General features: G+C 70.5%; 20 protein-coding genes. 9 read left to right on the top strand and 11 right to left on the bottom strand.

The window, feature by feature from the left end:
* Positions 1 to 17 precede the first annotated feature (17 nt).
* Entirely contained in the window at positions 18 to 1,043 is a 1,026-nt protein-coding gene (locus tag G5B31_RS10130) for an ABC transporter substrate-binding protein (protein ID WP_165016843.1), read from the bottom strand.
* Between the two features lie 392 nt (positions 1,044 to 1,435).
* Between G5B31_RS10130 and G5B31_RS10125 the strand changes: the two genes are divergently transcribed.
* Complete coding sequence (locus tag G5B31_RS10125) at positions 1,436 to 2,269, top strand: inositol monophosphatase family protein (RefSeq protein WP_165016840.1); 834 nt, start codon at positions 1,436 to 1,438, stop codon at positions 2,267 to 2,269.
* Positions 2,266 to 3,849: a metallophosphoesterase gene (locus tag G5B31_RS10120; RefSeq protein ID WP_165016837.1), complete on the top strand. Its 1,584-nt coding sequence runs from the start codon at positions 2,266 to 2,268 to the stop codon at positions 3,847 to 3,849. Before G5B31_RS10125 ends, G5B31_RS10120 begins: the two co-directional genes overlap by 4 nt.
* Positions 3,850 to 4,129: 280 nt before the next feature.
* Here the strand turns inward: G5B31_RS10120 and G5B31_RS10115 are convergent, their stop codons facing one another.
* The 6 genes from G5B31_RS10115 to G5B31_RS10090 form a co-directional block, all read right to left on the bottom strand.
* Positions 4,130 to 5,128 carry a substrate-binding domain-containing protein gene (locus G5B31_RS10115; protein ID WP_165016835.1) on the bottom strand — a complete coding sequence of 333 codons (999 nt, stop codon included), beginning with the start codon at positions 5,126 to 5,128 and terminating at the stop codon, positions 4,130 to 4,132.
* Between the two features lie 217 nt (positions 5,129 to 5,345).
* A complete protein-coding gene (locus tag G5B31_RS10110; RefSeq protein WP_165016833.1) occupies positions 5,346 to 6,575 on the bottom strand; it encodes an FAD-binding oxidoreductase in 1,230 nt (409 codons plus the stop codon).
* Positions 6,576 to 6,592: 17 nt separating this feature from the next.
* Complete coding sequence (locus tag G5B31_RS10105) at positions 6,593 to 8,641, bottom strand: catalase (protein WP_165016831.1); 2,049 nt, start codon at positions 8,639 to 8,641, stop codon at positions 6,593 to 6,595.
* 102 nt (positions 8,642 to 8,743) lie between these two features.
* Positions 8,744 to 10,171 (bottom strand): UdgX family uracil-DNA binding protein, encoded by a 1,428-nt coding sequence (locus tag G5B31_RS10100; RefSeq protein ID WP_165016829.1) that lies wholly within the window; start codon positions 10,169 to 10,171, stop codon positions 8,744 to 8,746.
* Complete coding sequence (locus G5B31_RS10095) at positions 10,168 to 11,400, bottom strand: putative DNA modification/repair radical SAM protein (protein WP_165017174.1); 1,233 nt, start codon at positions 11,398 to 11,400, stop codon at positions 10,168 to 10,170. The genes G5B31_RS10100 and G5B31_RS10095 overlap by 4 nt, the downstream gene beginning before the upstream one ends.
* A 75-nt stretch (positions 11,401 to 11,475) precedes the next feature.
* A complete protein-coding gene (locus G5B31_RS10090; protein WP_165016827.1) occupies positions 11,476 to 12,129 on the bottom strand; it encodes a GntR family transcriptional regulator in 654 nt (217 codons plus the stop codon).
* Between the two features lie 207 nt (positions 12,130 to 12,336).
* Here G5B31_RS10090 and G5B31_RS10085 point away from each other — a divergent pair, with 207 nt between their 5' ends.
* The 5 genes from G5B31_RS10085 to G5B31_RS10065 are packed head-to-tail and all read left to right on the top strand — an operon-like array spanning position 12,337 to position 16,129.
* Positions 12,337 to 13,131 carry an ABC transporter substrate-binding protein gene (locus G5B31_RS10085; RefSeq protein WP_165016825.1) on the top strand — a complete coding sequence of 265 codons (795 nt, stop codon included), beginning with the start codon at positions 12,337 to 12,339 and terminating at the stop codon, positions 13,129 to 13,131.
* Between the two features lie 10 nt (positions 13,132 to 13,141).
* Positions 13,142 to 13,576, top strand: coding sequence for a hypothetical protein (locus tag G5B31_RS10080; protein ID WP_165016823.1), 435 nt, complete (start codon positions 13,142 to 13,144; stop codon positions 13,574 to 13,576).
* The gene (locus G5B31_RS10075) at positions 13,573 to 14,334 is read left to right on the top strand and encodes a D-glutamate cyclase family protein (RefSeq protein WP_165016821.1); all 762 of its coding nucleotides are present in this window, start codon (positions 13,573 to 13,575) and stop codon (positions 14,332 to 14,334) included. The genes G5B31_RS10080 and G5B31_RS10075 overlap by 4 nt, the downstream gene beginning before the upstream one ends.
* Positions 14,331 to 15,005, top strand: coding sequence for an amino acid ABC transporter permease (locus tag G5B31_RS10070; RefSeq protein ID WP_165016819.1), 675 nt, complete (start codon positions 14,331 to 14,333; stop codon positions 15,003 to 15,005). Before G5B31_RS10075 ends, G5B31_RS10070 begins: the two co-directional genes overlap by 4 nt.
* Before the next feature lie 5 nt (positions 15,006 to 15,010).
* On the top strand, positions 15,011 to 16,129 hold the full coding sequence (locus tag G5B31_RS10065; protein WP_165016816.1) for an aminotransferase class V-fold PLP-dependent enzyme: 1,119 nt from the start codon (positions 15,011 to 15,013) through the stop codon (positions 16,127 to 16,129).
* A 3-nt stretch (positions 16,130 to 16,132) separates the two neighbouring features.
* Here the strand turns inward: G5B31_RS10065 and G5B31_RS10060 are convergent, their stop codons facing one another.
* The 4 genes from G5B31_RS10060 to G5B31_RS10045 form a co-directional block, all read right to left on the bottom strand.
* Positions 16,133 to 16,786, bottom strand: a complete 654-nt coding sequence (locus tag G5B31_RS10060; protein ID WP_165016813.1) for a methionine ABC transporter permease — start codon at positions 16,784 to 16,786, stop codon at positions 16,133 to 16,135.
* The gene (locus G5B31_RS10055) at positions 16,767 to 17,810 is read right to left on the bottom strand and encodes a methionine ABC transporter ATP-binding protein (protein WP_240904361.1); all 1,044 of its coding nucleotides are present in this window, start codon (positions 17,808 to 17,810) and stop codon (positions 16,767 to 16,769) included. Before G5B31_RS10055 ends, G5B31_RS10060 begins: the two co-directional genes overlap by 20 nt.
* Before the next feature lie 73 nt (positions 17,811 to 17,883).
* A complete protein-coding gene (locus G5B31_RS10050) occupies positions 17,884 to 18,684 on the bottom strand; it encodes a MetQ/NlpA family ABC transporter substrate-binding protein (protein WP_165016807.1) in 801 nt (266 codons plus the stop codon).
* A 344-nt stretch (positions 18,685 to 19,028) separates the two neighbouring features.
* Positions 19,029 to 20,498 (bottom strand): phospholipase D-like domain-containing protein, encoded by a 1,470-nt coding sequence (locus tag G5B31_RS10045; RefSeq protein WP_205911871.1) that lies wholly within the window; start codon positions 20,496 to 20,498, stop codon positions 19,029 to 19,031.
* A 131-nt stretch (positions 20,499 to 20,629) separates the two neighbouring features.
* On the opposite strand from G5B31_RS10045, the gene G5B31_RS10040 reads away from it, so the two are divergent.
* Both G5B31_RS10040 and G5B31_RS10035 read left to right on the top strand, forming a co-directional pair.
* The gene (locus tag G5B31_RS10040; RefSeq protein ID WP_165016805.1) at positions 20,630 to 20,881 is read left to right on the top strand and encodes a GlsB/YeaQ/YmgE family stress response membrane protein; all 252 of its coding nucleotides are present in this window, start codon (positions 20,630 to 20,632) and stop codon (positions 20,879 to 20,881) included.
* Positions 20,882 to 20,955: 74 nt separating this feature from the next.
* Positions 20,956 to 21,564, top strand: coding sequence for a WYL domain-containing protein (locus G5B31_RS10035; RefSeq protein WP_165016803.1), 609 nt, complete (start codon positions 20,956 to 20,958; stop codon positions 21,562 to 21,564).
* Positions 21,565 to 21,566: the final 2 nt, after the last annotated feature.

Raw genomic sequence — 21,566 nt, 5'->3', positions numbered from 1 at the left:
GGGCCGGCCGGTCCGCATCATTCCGACGCCGCGCCGCCGATCTCGGCATCCCAGCGGGCCAGCAGGTGCTTGCGCCGCTCGGCCGAGCCGTATTCGGCGAAATCGTAGTCGATCAGCTTGACGGCACTGGGGTCGATGGCGTGTTCCGAAGGCTTCGCCGCCTTGTTCGAGGCGATCTGGTAGGACCCGGCCTCGGGCATCAGGCTCTGCACCTCGGCGCCCAGCACCCAGTCGTAGAAGATCTTCGCCTCGTCCGGGTTGGCCGAGCCCTCGATCAGCGACATCGAGCCGATCTCGTAGCCGGTGCCCTCGCAGGGGGCGACGGGCTTGATCGGGAAGCCTTCCACCTGCTGCGTCACCGCGTCGTGCATGAAGACGATGCCGAGCCCGGCCTCGCCCCGCGCCGCCGCCTTCACCGGGGCCGAGCCCGACTTGGTGTATTGCGCCACGTTGGCGTGCAACTGCTTGAGATAGGCGAAGGCTTCGTCCTCGCCCATCAACTGCACCAGCGTGGCCAGCGCGGTATAGGCGGTGCCCGAGGAATTCGGGTCGGCGATCTGGATCTCGCCTTTCAGCGCGGGGTCCAGCAGGTCGGCCCAGCACAGCGGCTCCTTCAGGCCCTTGGCGGCGAAATGCTCGGTGTTGTAGCCCCAGCCGAGGACGCCCGAATAGACGCCGATGGTGCGGTTGCCCGAGACCCTGGCCTGTGACAGCGCCCAGTCGTGCAGTTCGGCCTGCATGGGGGATTCGTAGGGGGTGGTCAGTTCGTCCGCGGCGGCCTGCAGGTGCGGGTCGCCGGTGCCGCCCCACCAGATGTCGGTTTGCGGGTTGCGCGATTCGGCGCGGATCTTGGCATAGGCCTCGCCCGAGGACATCCGCACCATGTTGACGCTGATGTCGGGATGGGTCTTGCCGAATTCCTCGGTCAGCCGCTCGCAGATCACCACGTCGGCGGCGCAGATCAGGTTCAGCTCTGCGGCCTGCGCCGCGGCGGGCAGCGCCAGGGCGGCCCCGGCCAGGATGATGGCGGTTCTTCCGGTCATGTCTGTTCCTCCCTTGGCCGATGGCCCGGTGCATTCTTGCACTCCTGTGCAGATCGTGGGTGACGAGGGCTTCGCCTGTCAAGCCTTATCGCCCGTTGCGGCGGCGGGTCGGAATTGCCCGGCTGCCGCCGCCGCGCGGCAGGCCGGTCTGCCGCCTTGGCGGATTGGGCAGGCGTGCATCCGCCCGGCTGGCTGGACCCCGCGGCTGCGGCAAGTGCGGAAGGCGGCGCGCTGGAATCGCGGCGCCTTCCGGGATTTCCACTGCTTCTGCACTGCAGCATCGGGAGAAGGCGGCAAGCAGGAGCGATGCACGGCTGTGCGCAATCGGTTGACAGCCGCCATCGCTGCGGGAATCGTGGGCGGACGCGCCGGCTCTTGCCGAAGGATGACGCATGACACTCGACTCCCGGGCGATCGACCGCCGCGAAACCTTCTTGCGCGATCTGCTTCCGGGGGCCGCCCGGCTGGCCCTCGACGGCTTCGCCCTTCAGGCCGGCCGGCCCGCCAGCATGAAGGGGCCGCAGGACTACCTGACCGAGACCGACGGCCGGGTCGAGGCCCATATCCGCGCCCGTATCGAGGAGTCCTTCCCCGAGGACGGCTTCCTGGGCGAGGAGACCGGCGGCGCGCCCGGCCGGCAGGCCTGGGTGGTGGACCCGATCGACGGCACCGCCAACTTCGCCCGCTCGATCCCGCATTTCTGCATCTCCATCGCCTTCGTCGGCAATGGCGAGGTGCAACTGGGCGCCATCGTCAACCCGGTGCTGGACGAGACCCATTTCGCCCGGCTCGGCCACGGGGCGCAGATGAACGGCAAGCCAATGCGGGTGGCCGGGACCACCGACATCGCCGCGACCTCGTTCGAGATGGGCTGGTCGCGCCGCGAACCCACCGCCGACTACATCGAGGCGGTCCATGCCCTGTTCCGCGCCGGCAGCAACGTGCGGCGCGGGGCCTGCGGGGCGCTCGGCCTGGCCTATGTCGCCGACGGGCGCAGCGACGGCTATGCCGAGCTGCACATGAACTCCTGGGATTGTCTCGCCGGCCTGCTGATGGTGCGCGAGGCGGGCGGGGTGACCGGCCCCTTCCTGTCGCTGGGCGGGCTGACCGAGGGCGCGCCGGTGCTGGCCGCCGCGCCGGGCGTCGCCGGCATCCTGTCGCGGGCCACCGGCATCCCGCTGCTGTCCGGCCCCGACCGGCTGCCCGCCGCCGATGCCGCGCCTTGATCCGCATCGCCGTCATCGCCGACCCGCATGTGCATGACTGCGGCTGGCGGCCCGAAGGCTCGGGCCTTTCCGCCGCGATCCGCAGCTACGGCGACACCGTGGACTCCACCCGGGTGTTCAACGAAAGCCTCCCCGCCTTCCGCGCCGCGCTGGACCGGGTGGTGGCGGAGGGGGTGCGGATCGTCCTGCTGGTCGGCGACCTGACCGACGACGGCCAGGCCCCCAACATCGCCGCGGCGATGGCGCTGATCGGCGACTACCGCGACCGCCACGGGCTGCGGGTGCTGGCGACGCCGGGCAACCACGACCTCTTCGCGCTGGAGGGCCGGCCGCAGGTCAAGACCTTCCTGCGCGAAGACGGCACGCCGCTTGCCGTGGACAGTGCCGACAGCCCCGATGCCGCCACCTTGGGCACCGCCGAGGCGCTGAGGCGGATGCAGGCGCTTTACCGGCCGCAGGAAGGCGACCTGCATTGGGAAACCCCCTTCGGCGCCGATCCCGCCTGGTCCGCCCGCAGCTATCGGGTCCGCAGCCCCGACGGCCGCACCGCCTGCCGGATGATCGACGCCTCCTATCTGGTGGAGCCGGTGGAGGGGCTCTGGCTGCTGTCGCTCGACACCAACGTCTGCGTGCCGCGCGACGGTGCGCGGGACCTGTCCGACCCCGACAGTTTCCACGATCCCACCGATGGCTGCTGGCCCGCCGTGCTGCGCCACCGCGCCCATCTGCTGCCCTGGATGCGCGATGTCGCCGACCGGGCCAGGGCCGGCGGCAAGCATCTGGTCGCCTTCTCGCATTACCCGGCGCTGGACGTGCTGGCGGGGACGGGGGCCGAGGAACTGCGGATCTTCGGCACCAGCGGCCTCGCCCGCCGCATCCCGCCGCCCGAGGTCGCCGCGGCCTTCCTGGAGACCGGGGTGCCGCTGCATTTCTCGGGTCACCTGCATGTCAACGACACTGCGGTGCATGTGCAGGGGGAACGGGGCTTCTTCAACGTCGCGGTGCCCTCGCCGGTGGGCTTCTGCCCGGTGATGAAGCTGGTCGACCTGCACCCCGGCCGGGTGGAGATCCGCAGCCCGGTTCTGGCCGTGGTGCCCGGGCACGACGCCGCCTTCGCCGCCTATGCCCTCGAAGCCGCCGCCGCTGGCCGGCCCGTGCCGCCGGCAGCGCAGGCACCCGACCACGGCAGCTTCCTCGACCGCCATCTGGTCGAGCTGGTCCACCGCCGCTACATCCCGCGCGAATGGCCCGACGACATGGCCGGTTTCCTGCGGGGCAGGATGGCCGACCTGCTGCGCCTGCTGGAGCTGGACCTGCCCGATGCGCCCGACTTCCGCCTGACCCTGCTGGCCGAGGACTGGTATCGCCTGCGCAAGGGCGGCACGCTGGCCCGGCGCTACATCGCGCCCGAGCGGCTGGCCTTCTACGCCCGGCTGGTCCGGCAATTGGCGGTGCCGGAGGGCGCGGGCCTCGCCGCCCGCTTCACGGTCTTCCTGCGCATCCTGGTGGGCTATCTGGCCCGGCTGCCGAACGAGGACTTCACGTTGGACCTGCAGGAGTTCACGGTAAGCGGGAGATAGGGCGGGGCGGTGTCCGGGGGTGGGAAACCCGCGGCCTGGTCGGGCGGGAGAAGGCGAGGCACTGCCTCGCCCCCGCCCGTGCGTGACATGTCAACCGGAGACCTGCCAGCCCGAGACCGGGTGAGGCCAGCGCCCGACCCGGCGGGCGAGAAGCGCCCGCCGAGGGCGGGGCGGGCGCTGGCCGGGCCTTTGGGGCCCGGCCGGTCTAGGCTGAACCGTTGCGCTGTGGCGAAGGCACGCGCCTTCGCCACGGAGATCGCGGTAATGCCGTTTCCCCCTCTCAGGGCCGCACCGTCTTGCGCCAGATCACCTGCGCCGGGAAGCGGCGCTGCGGGGGCTGTGCCGAGTCCTCCTCGTCCACCAGCGTGGCGATGTGGTCGGCGATGGCGTCGATCGGCTGGCGGAAGGTGGTGAGGTCGTAGCCCAGCCAGCCCGCCGCCGGAATGTCGTCGAAGCCGATGAGGCACAGTTCCTCCGGCACCCGCATCCGGAACTCGATCCGCGCCACGTCGAGGAAGCCGAGCGCCAGCAGGTCGGTGACGCAGAACACCCCGTCCGGCCGGCCGGACCCCGCCAGCAGCTGCCGGGCGCTGTCGGCCCCGGCGGCATAGCCGGTGGGGCCGGCGCGGCTGACCGCCACCTCCATCCCCGCCGCCGCGCCCGCCGCGGCGAAGGCGGTCTCGCGCGCCACGATGCTGGGCGTCCCGGCGGTGGAGCTGACCACCGCCAGCCGCCGGCACCCCGCGCGGCGCAGCATGAAGCAAGCCTCTTCCGCCGCCGCCTCGTTGCCGACCATCACGCAATGCGGCCCGCCGGTCACGTCGTCGCGGTTGATCAGGATCACCCGCTGGCCGTTCTCGATGCAGGTTTCCACCAGCGACAGGGGCGGCGCGCCGGACACGACCACCGTCGCCTCGGCGCGGTAGTTCAGGGTCTGGCGCAGCGCGGCCTCGACATTGGCGGGCTGGCCGGCGGTGTTCAGCACCATCACCACCTTGCCCTTGGCCTGCAGCCGCCGGGTCGCCGCCTCGACCAGGGCCGCCTGGAACGGCGTCTGCATCTGGGCCACGATCAGGCAGACGATCCCCGAGCGGTGATGGATCAGCCCGCGCGCGAGATGGTTGACGTGGTAGCCCAGCCGGTCGGCGGCGGCGAGGACCTTGGCCCGGGTCTCGGCCGAGACGCTGGCGCCGTCGGTGAAGGTCCGCGACACCGCCGAGCGCGAGACGCCCGCCAGCTCCGCCACCTTGCTGGCGCTGACCGAGGGCTTCTTGGCCATGGGTTTCGACTTCGCCACCGCAGCCTTGCCTTTCCTGGAGCGCCCGGTCCTTGCAGCCCTCCGGCAGGAGATGCGCAGCATTCTTGCAGGGATTTCGGGCGGTTGGGATTCACGGCCCGCCCGGAAGCGGCCTGCACCGAAGGGCTGTGCAACATTCCTGCACCCCTGTGCAAGGCCTGTCAATCCGGCGGCGCGGGACCGGCCTTCCCGGGACGGTTCAGCGATAGCGGAAGATGTCGGCGTCGGGGTCCGGCTTGCCTGCGATGGCGGCGGCAACGATCTGCGCGGCGAGGACCGAGAAGGTGATGCCGTTGCCGCCGAAGCCCATCACCGCGAAGCAGCGGTCGTATCCCGGCACCCGGTCGATGATCGGCAGTCCGTCCGCGGTCACCCCGAAGGGCGCGGACCAGGCATAGGCGGGCCGGCCGACCCGGACGCCGGTCAGGTCCTGCAGCTTCCGCGCGATCACCTTCGCCTTCTCCGCCAGCTTTCCGGGGTCCGCATTGCTGTCCGCGGCATCCTCGTCCTCGCCGCCGGCGATGATGCGGCCGGTCTCGTCGGTGCGGAAATAGAGATAGGGGTCGGCGGCCTCCCAGACGATGGTGTCGCGCATCCACGGCGGCAGGCCGGCCAGCGGCCGCGAGGCCAGCGCCCAGGTCGAGGTGACGCGGTGGGATTTCGTCTCCATCTGCGGCAGGTATTCGTAGCCTGTGCAGAAGACGGCGTGCCCGGCCACCAGCGCCTCGCCCCGCCGGGTGGCCAGCGCGACGCCCGAAGGCAGTTCGGCCATGTCTGCGATCTCGACCGGCGAGGCGATCCGCGCCCCCCGCGCCAGCGCGGCGCGCAGCAGCCCCGCCGTCAACTGCGCCGGATTGGCCGAGGCCGAGGCGGGGGACAGGATCGCCGCCGTGCGGTCCAGCCCGAAACGGGCCAGCAGATCGGCCCGCTTCAGGTAATCGGCCTTGATGCCGATCCCCTCGCGCGCCGCGGCCTCGGCCGCCAGCGCCCGTGCGCCCATCTCCTCCCCCGCCAGATAGAGCGCGGGTTTCGGCCGCATTCCGCACGCGATGTCCAGCCGCTTCGCCAGCGCCACCAGATCCCCCACCGCCTGCACCGACCGCAGCCAGGCCCGGTCGGCGCGGTCCGGGCCGATCCGGCGGCGCAGCCGGGTCAGCGGCACGTCGATCTCGTGCTGGATCATCGCGGTCGAGGCCGGGGTGGAGCCGCGCACCGGCGGGCGGCGGTCGAGGATCAGCACCGACCGTCCCGCCCGCGTCAGTGCCTCGGCCACCAGCGCACCCGAGATGCCGGCGCCGACCACGATCACGTCGAAGCGGTCGCGGGGCAGGCGGGGCGTCGCCGGCACGGCGGAATGCGGCGTCTTCAGCCAGAACGGCATTCCGGTGCGCAGGTCTTCCTCGCGGGTCGCGGCGTCCTTGCCGGCCATCGCGGAAGCCGTCGCGGTCAGGCCAGGTCGCGCAGGGTCGCCTCGCGCGCCCAGTAGCGCCGCTTCGCCATCGCGGGCAGGCCGTCATAGGGCCCCACGCCCTCGTCCGGCGCGATCCCGGCGCGGTCGAGGATGACCTGCGATCCCTTGCAATGGCCGATGGCCTTGAGATGGGCGAAGGCATCCATGACGAAGCCGATGGCGGCGGAGTCCCTGGCCAGCTTCTCCGCCTGCTCGGGCATCAGGATCATGCCCACGGCGTCGAACAGCACCGAGGGCGACCCGGCCAGCTGCCCGTCGGCCTGCATCGTGCCGCCCTTCAGTTGCAGCGGCCCGACCTTGGGCGCGATGGTGAAGACGGTGCCGCCCTCGGCCTCGATCGCGGCGATCAGCCCGTCGATGGCGGCCTTGTCGGAGCCTTCGGCGAAGAGCAGGCCGACCTTGCGGCCCTTCAGCGTCTCCTGCCAGTTCTTCTGGATCGACAGCGCGTCCGAGGGCGGCAGGTCCACCGGCGGGCGGAAGGGCGGCGCGGCCTCGGGCAGGTCGATCCCCAGCCCCGTCGCCACCCGCTGCGCAAGCTCTTCCTCGATGTTGCGCAGATGGCTGACCAGCCGGATGCGCACGTGCGGCAGGGTGACCTTCGACAACTCGAACACGAAGGCCGAGGCGATATGCGCCTGTTCGTTCGCGGTCTGCGAGCGCCAGAACAGCCGCGGCTGGCTGTAATGGTCGCCGAAGCTTTCGGCCCGCTGCCGCAGCTTCTCGCCCTGCACCGCCTGCGGGGCGGTGATGAAGCCGGTGACGCTGGCCCGCGGGCCGGGGTCCTCGCCCGCCATGTCCAGCGAGTTCGGCTCGTAGTTCGCCCGGCCCTTCGGGATATGGGTCTGCATCATCCCGTCGCGCATCATGTTGGCGAAGGGGCATTTCGGCGCATTCACCGGGATCTGGTGGAAGTTCGTCGTCCCCAGCCGCGATTTCTGGGTGTCGAGGTAGCTGAACAGCCGCCCCTGCAGCAGCGGATCGTCGGTGAAGTCTACCCCCGGCACGATGTTCGAGGGCAGGAAGGCCGCCTGCTCGGTCTCGGCGAAGAAGTTGTCGGGGTTGCGGTTCAGCGTCAGCCGGCCGATCACCCGCAGCGGCACCACCTCTTCGGGGATGATCTTGGTGGCGTCCAGCACATCGTAGGGCAGGCCGTCGGCCAGCGCCTGGTCGAAGACCTGCACCCCGAGTTCCCATTGCGGGAAGTCGCCCGCCGCGATGGCTTCGTAAAGGTCGCGGCGGTGGTAGTCGTTGTCCGCCCCCTGCAGCTTGGCGCTTTCGTCCCAGACCAGCGATTGCAGTCCCAGCACCGGGCGCCAGTGGAACTTGACGAAGCGTTCCTCTCCGGCCGCGTTCACCAGCTTGAAGGTATGGACGCCGAAGCCCTGCATCATCCGGTAGCTGCGCGGGATGGCGCGGTCCGACATCGCCCAGATCACCGTATGCAGCGTTTCCGGCATCAGCGAGACGAAATCCCAGAAGGTGTCGTGCGCAGTGGCGGCCTGCGGATAGGCGCGGTCGGCCTCCATCTTCACCGAATGGACCAGGTCGGGGAACTTGATCGCGTCCTGGATGAAGAAGACCGGGATGTTGTTGCCGACCAGGTCCCAGTTGCCTTCCTCGGTGTAGAACTTCACCGCGAAGCCGCGCACGTCGCGGGGCGTGTCCACCGATCCGGCCCCGCCCGCGACGGTGGAGAAGCGCACGAAGACCGGGGTCTCCTTGCCCTTCTCGGCGAAGAGCGCGGCGCGGGTCAGGTCGGGGATCGGGTCGGTGCAGGTGAACACCCCATGCGCGGCAGAGCCGCGGGCATGGACGATCCGCTCGGGGATGCGCTCGTGGTCGAAGTGGAAGATCTTCTCGCGCAGCAGGAAGTCTTCCAGCAGCGTCGGGCCGCGGTCGCCGACGCGCAGGGAATTCTGGTTGTCCGAGAAGGGGATGCCGTGGTTGCTGGTCAGCACCTCGCCGCCGCGCTGCTGGGTTTCGCCGGCATTGCCGAGTCCGGTGTCGTGTGGGGTGCGTGCCATCTGTCCTGCCCTCGTTTCAGGTGGGTGCGGCCCGGTCCTGCCGGTCGTCGCCGCGGCTTTAGGGCAAACTCCGCGCAGGCACCGCGGTTCCACGCCCCGGGATCAGCTTTCCGCGGCCTGCCGGGCGCGGGCCAGGTCGGCGGTCAGTTCCCGCAGCACGGCCTGCCGCGCGGCGGGATCGGTCAGGCGCAGGACATGGGCCGGGTGCCAGGACAGCAGCACCGGCCCGCCGTGCAGCCCGGTCTCCATCCCGCCGCGCCGGGGCGCCAGCGGCGCGGCATTCCCCGTCAGCGCGAAGGCGGCCGAGGCGCCGAGCGCCAGCACCATGCGGGGCCGGACGAAGGCAAGCTCCAGCCCCAGCCACCAGCGGCAATGCTGGATCTCCTCGCGCCCCGGGGTCTGGTGCAGGCGGCGCTTGCCGCGGGGGACGAACTTGAAATGCTTCACCGCATTGGTCAGCCAGACCCGCGCCGGATCGACCCCGGCTTCGGCCATCGCCCCGCGCAGCAACTGGCCCGCGGGGCCGACGAAGGGCCGGCCCTCCAGGTCCTCCCTGTCGCCGGGCTGTTCGCCGACGATCATCAGGCCGGCCTCCGGCGCGCCTTCGCCCCAGACGGTCTGCGTCGCGGCCTCGCAGAGGGCGCAGCGGCGGCAGAGCAGCGCGGCCTGTCGCGCCTCGGCCAGCGTCTGCGGCAGGTCGGCCGCCTGCGGCATCGCGGCGCGGTAGCGGGTGGAGACTGCCGCCGCGCCCGGGCGGGGCGGGGTGGCGGCGGCCTGCCGCATCCGCTCCACCCGCGCCTCGGCGTCCTTCAGCATGTCGGGGATCAGCCGGGTCTCCGGCAGGTTCTTCCAGTATTTCTTGGGCATCTCGGCCCGCATCGCCTCCAGCTTGATGCGGCCGGGGTTGAAGATATTGGCGAAATAGGTGGCCCACAGTGTCTCGGAGGCATCCTCGGGCAGGTCGGGGCGCGGGCCGCCGGGGTGGAAGCTCAGCCGGCCGTCCTGGAACCGCGCGGTCAGGCGCGGGGTGGCGATGGTCCAGTCCATGTCGGCGAAGCGGCGGGCGAAGAAGCGGCTGCCGGGCTCCAGCGTGTCGTGCTCCGGCTCGAACCAGGCGGCGAAGCGGCGGCGGCCTGCCCCGGGCAATTCGCGGAAGCGGACGAAGGCGTGCATCTTGTGGATGTCGCGGCCGACCGCCCTGGCCATCAGGTTCAGCCGGCGTCCCAGCGGATCGGCCTGCGACAGCGGGTCGCCCTCCTGCCGGTCTATCCGCCACAGCGCCCGGTAGAGCAGCGCCGTCCGCTCCGGCGCCGAATGCCAGATCACCGAACGGGCCAGTTGCAGGAAGGCCGCCGGCACATGCGCCCGGTGCGGGCCGGGGCTGTCGGGCAGCGGATCGGCGGCGAACAGACCCTCGCCGCCGGTCCAGTCGATCTCCTCCGGCGGAATGCGGTGGCCGATCGCCCGCCGCGCGGCCTCGCGCCAGGCCTCGAACAGGCCGTGCCGGGGCAGGGCGACGGCATGGGTCACAGCAGGCGCAGCTGCTCGGGCGGCGGGGCGAAGCGGGCGCGCAGGCCGGCGCTGTCGGTCAGCGCGCCGGGGGACCAGCCGGGCAGGGCGACGAAGGGCCGGGCCGTCTTCATCGCCGCCCCCATTCGCGCCAGATCCTCGTAGCGCAGGCTGCGGCTGCGGCGGGCCTCGACGATGCGGTCCACCGTGCGGGTGCCGAAGCCCGGCACCCGCAGCAGCATCTCGCGCGGGGCGCGGTTCACCTCCAGCGGGAACAGGCCGCGGTGCTGCAACGCCCAGGCCAGCTTGGGGTCGATCTCCAGGTCCAGATGCCCGGCCTTGGTGCCGGTGGCGATCTCCTCGGCCGAGAAGCCGTAGAAGCGCAGCAGCCAGTCGGCCTGATACAGCCGATGCTCGCGCAAGAGCGGCGGCCGGACCAGCGGCAGCGCGGCCGAGGCGTCGGGGATCGGCGAGAAGGCGGAATAATAGACCCGCTTCAGCCGGTAGCCGGTGTAGAGCCGGGTCGCGCTTTGCAGGATCGCCATGTCGTCGGCGCCGTCCGCGCCGACGATCATCTGCGTCGATTGCCCGGCCGGGGCGAAGCGGGGCGGACGCTTGCCGGCGTGGCTTTCGTCCTGCGCCGCCTCGCCCTCCAGCCGCACCTGTGCCATGGCCGAGCGGATGGTCTCGGGCCGTTTCTCGGGGGCCAGCTGCCGCAGGCTGGCGTCCTGCGGCAGCTCGACATTGATCGACAGCCGGTCGGCCCAAAGCCCGGCCTCGCGGATCAGGTCCGGGCTGGCGTCGGGGATGGTCTTCAGGTGGATATAGCCGTTGAAGCCATGGTCCTGCCGCAGCGTCCGGGCGATGCGCACCATGTCGGCCATGGTCTGGTCGGGCGAGCGGATGATGCCCGAGGACAGGAACAGCCCCTCGATGTAGTTGCGCCGGTAGAACTCCAGCACCAGCGTCACCACCTCCTCGACCGAGAAGCGGGCGCGTTCGACGTTGGAGGAGACGCGGTTGACGCAATAGGCGCAGTCGAAGATGCAGAAGTTGGTCATCAGGATCTTCAGCAGGCTGATGCAGCGCCCGTCCGGCGCATAGGCGTGGCAGATGCCGCTGCCGCCCGAGGACCCCAGCCCGCCCTTGCGCGAATCGCGCCTCTCGCCCCCGCTGGAGGCGCAGGAGGCATCGTATTTCGCCGCATCCGAAAGGATGGCCAGCTTGTCCTGGAGAGTCGCCCTTGCCATGGGGTAGGGATATATGTTCACGAAATGTTCGTCAATTTGGGGTTGGAGGCGCAGGCGGAAATGTGAACGGCGGCCTCAGAGGGGCCGGTCGTCTTCCGCCCCGCTGCGGCGGAAGGCGGTCTCGCCCTCGATCACGAAGCGCAGCATCCGGTCGGCGGCGGCCACGGCGTCGCCGGCGCGGAAGGCGGCCAGCAGGTCGCGCTGGCCCTCGACGATCACCGCAAGGGTGCGGTCCTCGCGCATGGTGATCAGGCGGACGTTCTGCACCTGCACGAAATAGCGCCGGATCGACTGTTCCAGCGCCCGGTTCGGCACCACCGACAGCCAGGCGTTGCGGAAGAGTTCCGAGGCGGTGAACAGCACCGGCCCGTCATGGGCGGCGACGGCGGCGGCGCCGTCCTCCACCGCCCGTTCCATCGTTGCCAACGCGGCGTCGGTCATCGCCTGCGCCGCCAGCGCGGCGGCGCGGGGCTCCAGCAGCCGGCGCAACTCGAAGAAGTCCAGGATTTCGGCGGGCGTCAACCGCGGCAGCACGAAGCCGCGGGTGGTGGGCACCAGATAGCCCTCGGCCGCCAGCCGCATCAGCGCGTCGCGCGCCGGCATCCGCGAGACGCCAAGCTCGGCCGCCACGGTGACATCGACGTAGCGGTCGTCCCAGCCGAAGGCGCCGGAGCGGATGCTCTGGATCAGCCGGTCGTAGATGCGGTCGCGCAGGTTCTGTCGGGACATCTGGATTTGAATACAGTTTCTTGCCAAGATGGAAGCAGCCATTGCGCTGATTTGCAAGGGAAACCCTTGCATGACGGCAAAATCGGTATACTTCAGGTTCAAAATATCTCTTGAAATGTATTCTTTTTCTGGCAGTCTTTACCCTAGAAGCGAGTCCCCCGATTCCCGGGGAAGAGCCCGCCGTCATCCAGCAGGAGGTTGCACCCGATGAACTTCACCCGTCGCACCGCGCTTGGGCTTGCCGCCGCGCTTGCCTTCGCCGCCCCGGCCTTCGCGCAGGACCCGCTGCGCGTGGGCTCCTACCCCGCCAACCCGCCGTGGGAGAACAAGACCGAAGCGGGCACTTTCGAGGGGTTCGAGGTCGATATCGTCAACGAGATCGCCAAGCGGATGGGCACCACCGCCCAGATCGAAGGCATGGACTTCAAGGCGCTGTTCGTCGCCACGGCCTCGGGCCGGGTGGACATCGTGATCTCGTCCCTGACCATCACCGACGAGCGGCTGGAAAGCCAGTCCTTCACCCAGCCCTATTTCGAGGGCGCGCTGGGGATCGGCGTCAAGGAAGGCTCCGACATCGCCTCGGTTGAGGCGCTGAAGGGCAAGACCGTTGGCTCCGTCGCCACCTCCTTCCCCGAGAACTGGCTGAAGGAACGCGCGGAAGAGATCGGGTATGCCGACTACAAGAGCTATGACACCACCGCCAACATGCTGACCGACTTGCAGAACGGCCGGATCGACGCGGCGGTGAACGATGTGGTCGGGCTGCGCTATGCCGCCACCCAGATGAAAGGGCTGACCGTTTCTCACGAGATCGTCACCGGCGAGAAATTCGCCATGATGATGCCGAAGGGATCGGACAAGCTGGAGCAGGTGAACCAGATCATCTCGGACATGAAGGCCGACGGCACCATGGCCGCGATCTACGAGAAATGGCTGGGCGTGCCGCCGGCGGAGGGCAGCTTCGCGGTGACGCCGATGCCGGTCCCGACCTCGGCCGACTGACGCCCGCGACATGCAGCCCGCCCATCTTGCCTCGGTCCGGGTCGATGTGCCCGCCGGCTTCGCCTTCGCCCATCTGTCGGACGGGCGCAGGCTGGGGCGGTGGGCGCTGGGCTCGATGGACCTGACCCCGGGGGAAGAGCCCGGGGTCTGGCACGGCATCTCGCTCTTCGACGGCTCGGCGGCGGAGGTGGAGATCCGGCCCCATGCCGGGCTCGGCCTGATCGATTTCCACCTCGGCCCCGCCGGGGCGCGGGTGCCGCGGGTGTCGATCCGGGTGACGCCGGGGCCTGACTGGGGCCTGCCGGAAACGTGCTGCCTTGTCGCCATGACCACCTGGCGCGCCGGCTGGATGGACGAGGAGCGGTGGGACCGCACCCGCCGCACGCATGAGCTGGAAGTCCTGCTGTTCAAGGCGCAGATCGAGACCGACTGGAGCCGCAGATGACCCCGGCCGAGTGGCGCGCGCGGTTCCGGGCCGGCGAGGTGCGGCAGACCGCCGCGCTTTGCCACGGTTACGCGCAGGCCAACATGGCCTTCATCCCCGAGGTTTGGGCCGACGACTTCGAGTCCTTCCTGCGCGCCAACCCCGCCGCCTGCCCGCTGCTGGCGCGGGGGCGGCCGGGCGACCCGACGCTGCCCGGACTGGGGGAGTTCGACCTGCGCCGCGACCTGCCACTCTACCGGCTGTTCGTGGACGGCGCGGCCACCGAGCGGCTGCCCGACATCGCCGGCCACTGGCGCGACGATCTGGTGCCCTTCGCCATCGGCTGCTCGCTGACCTTCGAGGCCGATCTGGTCGCTGCCGGCGTTGCCCTGCGCTGCCATGCGCCGGGGGTCAGCTGTTCCGCTTTCGACACCACGATTCCGAACGCCGCCGCCGGACCCTTCGGCGGCACGCTGGTGGTGACGATGCGGGCGATGCCAGAAGCGCAGGTGCCGCTGGCCGTGGCCGTGACCGAGGCGCATCCGCAGGCCCATGGTGCCCCGGTCCATACCGGCGACCCTTCTGCCATCGGCGTCGACCTGTCGCGCCCGATCGACGGGCTGGGGCTGACCGACGTGCTTCCCGGCGAGATCCCGGTGTTCTGGGCCTGCGGCGTGACAATGGAGCGCGCCATCGCCGCCGCCCGGCTGCCCTTCGCCATCACCCATGCGCCCGGGCACATGCTGATCACCGACCGCCCCGCAGGAGGCCCCAGATGAACGCCATCGAGATCTTCTTCAATCTCGACGTGCTCCGCCGGGCCTTCCCGATGCTGCTGCAGGGGCTGGGGATGACGCTGGTGCTCGGCTTCTCCACCATCCTGTTCGGCACCCTGCTCGGCCTCGGCATCGCGCTGGTGCGGCTGTTCGCGGTGCGGCCGCTGCAACTGCTGGCGATCCTCTACACCGACCTGATGCGCGCCATGCCGGTGCTGGTGGTGCTGATCCTGATCTATTACGCGCTGCCCTTCGCCGGGATCGTGCTGTCTTCCTTCACCGCCGCGCTGATCGCGCTGTCGCTGGTCCTTGGCGCCTATACCGCCGAGGTGATGCGGGCGGGCATACAGGCCGTGCCGAAGGGTCAGTTCGAGGCGGCCTCGGCCCTTGGCCTGGGGTTCTGGCGCACGATGCAGAAGGTGATCCTGCCGCAGGCCACCCGGCTGGTGATCCCGCCCCATGCCTCCAACTGCGTCAGCATCATCAAGGACACCTCGCTGGCCTCGGTCGTCACCATGACCGACCTCCTGAAACAGGCGACCGACGCGCAGGCGCTGTTCGCCAACCCCACGCCCCTGCTCGGCGCCGCGCTGATCTATGTGGCGATCCTCTGGCCGCTGGTGCGGCTGACCGGCTGGCTGGAGCATCGCTTCCAGCGCGCCTACCAACGGTAAGACCCATGCAAGACGCCTATTTCCTGTATCATTCCATCGGCCAGTATCCCGGCAAGGAGGCCGACCTGGCCCGCGTCATGGCCGAATTCGCTGCCGTCTGGGGCGCCGCGAACGATGCGCAATGGGGCTGGGTGCTGGCCCGGCGCGCCGCCTTCGTCGACCGCTGGCGCGGCATCCTGAATGCGCCCGAGGGCAGCGTGACCACCGCCGAGAACGTGACGCAGGCGGTGCACATGCTGCTGACCGCGCTGCCGCCGGAGCGGCTGCGCGGCAAAAGGGTGCTGGTGGCCGCCGACTGCTTCCCCTCCAACCATTTCCTGCTGACGAAGCTGCAGGAACGGCTGGGCTTCACGCTGGACACCGTGGCGATGCGGCAGGGCAGTCCCTGGGTGGAGGACGAGGATTTCCTTGCCCAATGGGGGAGGGACGTGGCGCTGGCGATCCTGACCTGGGTCTCCTCCACCACCTCGCGGCGGATCGACCTGGCGCCGCTGGTGGCGCATGGCCGGGCCATGGGCAGCATCGTCGGGGTGGACATCACCCAAGGTGCGGGTCTTCTGCCCTTCGACGTGACGGCGCCGGAGGTGGATTTCGCCGTCTCCACCAGCCTGAAATGGATGTGCGGCACCCCCGGCGCCGGCATCCTGCATGTCGCGCCCCGGCTGATCCCCGACTGTGCGCCGGAACTGCGCGGCTGGTTCAGCCAGCCCGACCCGTTCAGCTGGGCGCTGGACCGCTTCTCCTATGCCCCCGACATCCGCCGCTTCGACAACGGCACCCCGGGCTGCGTCGCAGCACTTGCCTCGCTGCCGGCGATGGACTGGCACGCGGCGCAGGACCACGGCGCGCTTCTGGCGCAGAACCGCCGCCAGACCGCGCGGATCATCGCGGCGGCGCGGGAGATGGGGCTGGACCTGGTGACGCCCGAGCCGGAGGACCGGCGCGGCGGCTCGGTCATGCTGCGCCTGCCGGGCGAGGCGGCGGCGGTGGTGGATGCGCTGCGGGCCGAAGGCATCTCGACCGACGGCCGCGGCCGCATCCTGCGCGCCTCGCCGGGGATCGTCACCACCGACAGCGGCGTGGACCTGCTGATCGAGGGGCTGAAGCGCCACGCAAGGGGGTGACGCCTAGCGCCGGTCGATCCGGCGGGCCAGCCGGTCGCCCGCCCATTGCATCCCCGCCACCATGACGATCAGAATCGCCACCACCGCCAGCATCACCGCGGTCTCGAACCGCTGATAGCCGTAGCGGATGGCGATGTCGCCAAGGCCCCCCGCCCCCACCGCCCCGGCCATGGCCGAGGCGCCGATCAGGGTGACCAGCGTCACCGTGAAGCCCGAGACGATGCCGGGCAGCGCCTCGGGGATCAGCACCTCGCGCAGGATGGTCCAGCGGGTGGCGCCCATGGCGCGGGCGGCGTCGATCAGCGGCCGGTCCACCTCGCGCAGGGAAACCTCGGCCACCCGGGCGAAATAGGGCGCGGCGGCGATGGTCAGCGGCACGATGGCCGCGGCGATGCCGATGGCCGAGCCGGTGATCAGCCGCGTCAGCGGGATCACCGCCACCAGCAGGATGATGAAGGGGATCGAGCGCAGCGCGTTCACCACCAGCCCCAGCGAGCGGTTGACGGCAAGGTTCTGGAAGATGCCGCCGCGGTCGGTGGTGACGAGGATCAGGGCCAGCGGCAGGCCGATCGCGAAGGACAGCGCGCCGGAGACGCCGGTCATCACCACTGTCTCCCACAGGCCCTTCAAGAGCAGGTCAAACATCGCCCGGGACATGGCCCAACACCTCGATGGCTGTGGTTTCGGGTTGCAGCCGGGCGACCACTGCGGCCACCCGGTCGGGATCGGCGGTGCCGAGGGCGATGAACAGCCGCCCGTAGGGTTCGCCCTGCACGTCGTTCAGCCCGCCATGGACCAGCCGGGCCGGGCGGCCGGTGATCCCTTCGACGATGGCCAGCAGCGGCTGGCGCGCGGCGGCGCCGTAGACATCCACCCGGATCAGCGCCTGCTCGCCCTGCGGCGCGATCTGCGAGGCGATGTGCTGCGGCAGCACCGGCGACAGGCCGCGCAGCAGGCTGCGGGTGGTGTCCGTCCGCGGCGAGGCCAGGACGCGGGCGACCGGCCCTTCCTCGACGATGCGGCCGGCGTCCAGCACCAGCACCCGATGGGCGATCTGGCGCACCACCTCCATCTCGTGGGTGATCATCAGGATGGTCACGCCCAGCTGGCGGTTCACGTCCTGCAACAGCGCCAGGATCGCCTGCGTCGTCTCGGGGTCCAGCGCCGAGGTCGCCTCGTCCGACAAGAGCAGGATCGGGTCGCCCGCCAGCGCCCGGGCGATGCCGACGCGCTGCTTCTGCCCGCCGGACAGACGGGCGGGGTATGTGTCGGCCTTGTCGGCCAGCCCCACCATGTCCAGAAGCTCCATCACCCGCGCCCGGCGCTGCGCCGGGGGCTGGCCGGCGATCTTCAGCGGCAGGGCGACGTTCTCGGCCACGGTCTTGGCCGAGAGCAGGTTGAAATGCTGGAAGATCATCCCGATCCGGCGGCGGATCGGCTGCAATTCCTGTTCCGACAGGTGGGTGATGTCGGTGCCGTCGATCACCACCCGGCCCGCCTGCGGCCGGTCCAGCCCGTTCAGGCAGCGGATCAGCGTCGATTTCCCCGCGCCGGAGCGGCCGATCAGGCCGACGATCTCGCCGCGGTCCAAGGTCAGCGAGATGCCGTCCAATGCCGGCCGGTCGGAGAAGCGCCGCTCCACCGCCTCCAGCCGCACCACGGGGCCCGTGTTCCCGGTCATGCCGTCCATCCTTCAAAACAGGGACAGGCGCCCGTCATAGGGGCGCCTGCCGGAAGTGCAACGGGTTTGCGGCTCACCAGGCCGGAACGGCGGCCCCTTTATAGGCGGAAAGATAGGCCTCTTTCACCGGCGCGCTCTGGAACGCCTGTTGCAGCAGGGCGACCCAGGCGGCGTCCTTGTCCTCGCTGCGGATGGCGAGGAAGTTCATGTAGGGGTTGTTCTCGCCCGATTCCTCGGCGATGCGGGCGTCCAGCAGGCCGGCCTTGGCCGCCCAGTCGGTGTTGACCACCGCGGCGTCCAGATCGTCGATGGCGCGCCCCACCACGCCCGCGTCCAGCTCGCGCAGGTCGAAGCCGCGGGGGTTCTCGGCCACGTCGATCACGGTCGCTAGGATGCCCGCCTCGGGGTTCAGCTTGATCAGCCCCAGCTGCTCCAGCACCTTCAGCGCGCGGCCGCCGTTCGAGGGATCGTTCGGCACCCCGATCAGCGCGCCGTCGGGCAGCGCCTCCAGGCTGTCATATTTGCGGGAGTAAAGCCCGATCGGGAAGATCGCGGTGTCGAAGGCCGGTTCCAGCGCATAACCGTGGGCGGCGATCTGCGCCTCCAGATAGGGGCCGTGCTGGAAGGCGTTGGCGTCGATCTCCTTGTTGGCCAGCGCCTCGTTCGGCTGGGTGTAGTCGTTGAAGATCACCGTCTCGATGACCAGCCCCAGCGGCTTGGCCTGTTCGGCCACCGCGGCCCAGACGGTTTCGTCCTCGCCGCCCATGATGCCCACCTTCAGCGTGACGTCCTCGGCCCGGGCGGCGGGCGTCAGGGCAAGCGTGGCGGCCAGGGCAAGGGCTGCGCGGCGGGTGATGGAAGCGATGGGCGGCATGAGGATCCTCGTCTGATGTCCGTGCAGCCGGGGGAGGTCCGGGCTGCGCGGCGTTTATCCCCCTTGCGTCCGGCGAAGACAATCCGGGGGCGGGGAACGCCGTGCCGAAGTCCGGGGGCGGCGTGGAACGGCGTTTGTCTTCCGCTGCGGGAAAAGAGAACGCCGGCCCGGGGGCTGGAGTCCGCCCCCGCGACTCGGTGCGGGGCGGTGGAGACAGGACGGCCGGTCCGGCCCCTGTCCGGCCGCCCGGTCCCTGCCGGGCGGCGCCCTGTTCTCCTTCCCGTTTCCCGCTGTCATCCCCGCTTTCGGGGGATGACAGCGGGGAGGCTGGATGCCGTCTACCGCTACCGCTGCAACCGCAGCCTGCTCCGCAGCCGGCCCCAGCCCTTGAACAGCCCGCGCTTCGCGGTGGATTCGAAGATCTCGTCCGGGCCGTTCGGGTCGAGGATTTCGTTTTCGGCCAGCCAGCCGGCGAAGCCCGACAGCTCGGGGATCTCGTAGGGCACCAGGCTGCGCCCGTCGCCGCGCAAAGCCTCGACCGTGGCGGCCAGCGAGCCGGTCTCCGCCAGCTTCGCCGTCACCGCGGCCCGGGGCAGCCCCAGATGCTCGGCCAGCAGGTCGTCGCGCAGGGTGGCGATCTCGTCGCGCAGGTGGTCGTTGCCGGGCTCGTCCGCCGAAAGGATCACGTCGCATTCGGTGTCCAGCCGCATCGAGCGGTTGTTGAAGTTCGACGATCCCACCCGCAGCACCCGGTCGTCCACCACCATCGCCTTGGCATGGACATAGATCGGCGCGCCGCCCGCCGTCACCGGGTGATAGATGTGCAGCCTTCCGTGCCGGTCCACCTGCCGCAGCGCCTTGACCAGCTTGGCCCGGGCGCTGTCCATCGCCAGCGGCTCCAGCCAGCCCTCCGCCCCGCGGGGGGTGACGATGACGATCTCGGGCGGGTCCTCGCCGGCCAGCCGCCGGGCGATGGCATGGGCGATCCGGCGCGAGGCGAAATACTGGCTTTCGGCATAGATCATCCGCCGCGCCCCGGCGATCATGTCCAGCCAGGCCTCCTCGATCTCGTGCACCGGCTCCACCCCGTCCATCTTCGGGATGGTCCGCGCGATGCCGAGGCGCATCGCCGTGAAGGTCGGCGCCAGCCCCTCGGGCCAGCAGTCGTGGCACTCCTCGCAGGGCGGCAGACGCTGCCCGGTCGCCGCCAGCCAGCGCGCCCGTGCCAGATCGCCGAGCGCCCGCGCCGCGTCGCCGTCGAAGGCGCTGGTGGCGTCGTGCCAGGGGTCCGCGGGCTGCCCGCCCGGATAGGTGCGGCGGGGATCGCCGTCCAGATGCTCGCGGGTGTCCCACCGCCGCATCGTCATGTCGATGCCGCCGCAGAAGGCCATGCAATCGTCGATCACCACGATCTTCTGGTGGTGCGAGGCCGCCAGCGGATGTTTCGCGTCCAGCCGCAGGGTGATGCGCGGATGCGCCTTCCAGCGCAGGATGGTCAGCAGGGTGTTGCCGCGGAACAGCGCCTTGAAGGCGCCGGTGTCCCACCGCAGCAGGCGGATCTCCAGCGCCGGCGTCCGGTCGGCCAGCCAGAGGATGAAGTCCCCCAGCCGCTCGGGCCCGCCGTCATGGTTCTCGCCGAAGGTGATGCGGGCGTCGAAATCCCAGCCGATCAGCAGGATCGAGCGGCGCGCCTTCAGCATCGCCCGGCGCACGGCGACGAAATAATCCGCGCCGTCGACGATGAAGGAGAAGCGGTCCGCCGCCTCGACCCGCCAGCAGTTCCGTCCCGGCTGCAACATCCGGTCTTCCGCCATGCCCCACCCCGTCCCCGATGCCTTCCGGCAACGCAGTCCGCCGCTCCGGGTTCCCCGGCGGGAACCCGATCCGGTTGCGCGCGTTTCAGGTCAAGGCGCCGGCTGGCGTCGTGGACAGAAGGGAGAAGGACATGGACGAAACGAGCGTCGGCTGGATCGCAGCCATCATCATCGGCGGGCTTGCCGGCTGGATCGCCTCCAGCTTCATGAAATCCGACACCGGGCTGGTGCTGAACATCGTCCTCGGCATCATCGGCGCGGCGGTGGCGAGCTTCCTTTTCGGCCTTCTGGGCGTCTCCTTCGGCGGCTGGATCGGCTATCTGGTCGCCGGCATCGTCGGCGCCTGCATCCTGATCGGCGGCGCCCGCGCGATCCGGCGCTGATCCTCAAGCTGCTGGACTCGGCGCCCCCCGCCATGCGATGAGGGGCGCCTTTTCCGGTTTCTGGAGGATTCGCCATGCGTCCCGGCCGCAGCCCGTTCCCGACCCTGACCCGCCGCGCCCTCGGCGCGCGGCTGGCGGCGGCCGGTGCGGCGTTCGGGCTGAGGAGTGCTGCCGCGGCGGAAAGGGTGCCGGCCTTGGGCCCCGACCTCCGCGACGCGGCTCTGCGCGGCCTCGCGCTGGCGGGCCATCGCGGCGACCCGGTGGCGGCGGCCGCGGCCGAGGCCGCGCTGGCGCGGCTGGCGGAAACCGATCCCGAGGCCGCCATTCTCGGCCGGCTCTACCAGTTGCTGGACGTGCGTCCTGCGCTGGCATGGCGCGCGGACCTGCCCGCCGCCCCGGCTGTCGATCTTGCGACCCTGCACGCGGCGATCCGTGCCTGCCGGCCGGTGGCCTTCGGCTATACCGACCTGGACGGGAAGAAGACCCATCGCACCGTGCTGCCGCTGGTGCTGGTGCATCCGCCGCAGGGGGTGAAGCTGCTGGCCTGGTGCAAGGAGCGCGGGGATTTCCGCCAGTTCTTCGTGCGCGCCATGCAGGACCTTGCCCCGGGTTCGGGCGATTTTGCCAAGGATCGCCTGACCCTGCTGCAGGGGCTCCTGGACAAGGAAACCGGCAGGGCGTGATC

It is taken from the genome of Rhodobacter sp. SGA-6-6, from assembly GCF_011043545.1.
In the GTDB taxonomy this organism is placed as follows: domain Bacteria; phylum Pseudomonadota; class Alphaproteobacteria; order Rhodobacterales; family Rhodobacteraceae; genus Pseudogemmobacter.
Note: the sequence above shows the minus strand (reverse complement) of the source record. Positions and strands in the feature narration are given on the sequence as shown.

What these genes read in the sequence shown, in the direction of transcription:
- G5B31_RS10130 (WP_165016843.1), bottom strand. Translation starts at nt 1,043, where the DNA reads ATGACCGGAAGAACCGCCATCATCCTGGCCGGGGCCGCCCTGGCGCTG.
- G5B31_RS10125 (WP_165016840.1), top strand. Translation starts at nt 1,436, where the DNA reads ATGACACTCGACTCCCGGGCGATCGACCGCCGCGAAACCTTCTTGCGC.
- G5B31_RS10115 (WP_165016835.1), bottom strand. Translation starts at nt 5,128, where the DNA reads ATGGCCAAGAAGCCCTCGGTCAGCGCCAGCAAGGTGGCGGAGCTGGCG.
- G5B31_RS10110 (WP_165016833.1), bottom strand. Translation starts at nt 6,575, where the DNA reads ATGGCCGGCAAGGACGCCGCGACCCGCGAGGAAGACCTGCGCACCGGA.
- G5B31_RS10105 (WP_165016831.1), bottom strand. Translation starts at nt 8,641, where the DNA reads ATGGCACGCACCCCACACGACACCGGACTCGGCAATGCCGGCGAAACC.
- G5B31_RS10095 (WP_165017174.1), bottom strand. Translation starts at nt 11,400, where the DNA reads ATGGCAAGGGCGACTCTCCAGGACAAGCTGGCCATCCTTTCGGATGCG.
- G5B31_RS10090 (WP_165016827.1), bottom strand. Translation starts at nt 12,129, where the DNA reads ATGTCCCGACAGAACCTGCGCGACCGCATCTACGACCGGCTGATCCAG.
- G5B31_RS10085 (WP_165016825.1), top strand. Translation starts at nt 12,337, where the DNA reads ATGAACTTCACCCGTCGCACCGCGCTTGGGCTTGCCGCCGCGCTTGCC.
- G5B31_RS10080 (WP_165016823.1), top strand. Translation starts at nt 13,142, where the DNA reads ATGCAGCCCGCCCATCTTGCCTCGGTCCGGGTCGATGTGCCCGCCGGC.
- G5B31_RS10075 (WP_165016821.1), top strand. Translation starts at nt 13,573, where the DNA reads ATGACCCCGGCCGAGTGGCGCGCGCGGTTCCGGGCCGGCGAGGTGCGG.
- G5B31_RS10070 (WP_165016819.1), top strand. Translation starts at nt 14,331, where the DNA reads ATGAACGCCATCGAGATCTTCTTCAATCTCGACGTGCTCCGCCGGGCC.
- G5B31_RS10065 (WP_165016816.1), top strand. Translation starts at nt 15,011, where the DNA reads ATGCAAGACGCCTATTTCCTGTATCATTCCATCGGCCAGTATCCCGGC.
- G5B31_RS10060 (WP_165016813.1), bottom strand. Translation starts at nt 16,786, where the DNA reads ATGTCCCGGGCGATGTTTGACCTGCTCTTGAAGGGCCTGTGGGAGACA.
- G5B31_RS10055 (WP_240904361.1), bottom strand. Translation starts at nt 17,810, where the DNA reads ATGACCGGGAACACGGGCCCCGTGGTGCGGCTGGAGGCGGTGGAGCGG.
- G5B31_RS10050 (WP_165016807.1), bottom strand. Translation starts at nt 18,684, where the DNA reads ATGCCGCCCATCGCTTCCATCACCCGCCGCGCAGCCCTTGCCCTGGCC.
- G5B31_RS10045 (WP_205911871.1), bottom strand. Translation starts at nt 20,498, where the DNA reads ATGGCGGAAGACCGGATGTTGCAGCCGGGACGGAACTGCTGGCGGGTC.
- G5B31_RS10040 (WP_165016805.1), top strand. Translation starts at nt 20,630, where the DNA reads ATGGACGAAACGAGCGTCGGCTGGATCGCAGCCATCATCATCGGCGGG.
- G5B31_RS10035 (WP_165016803.1), top strand. Translation starts at nt 20,956, where the DNA reads ATGCGTCCCGGCCGCAGCCCGTTCCCGACCCTGACCCGCCGCGCCCTC.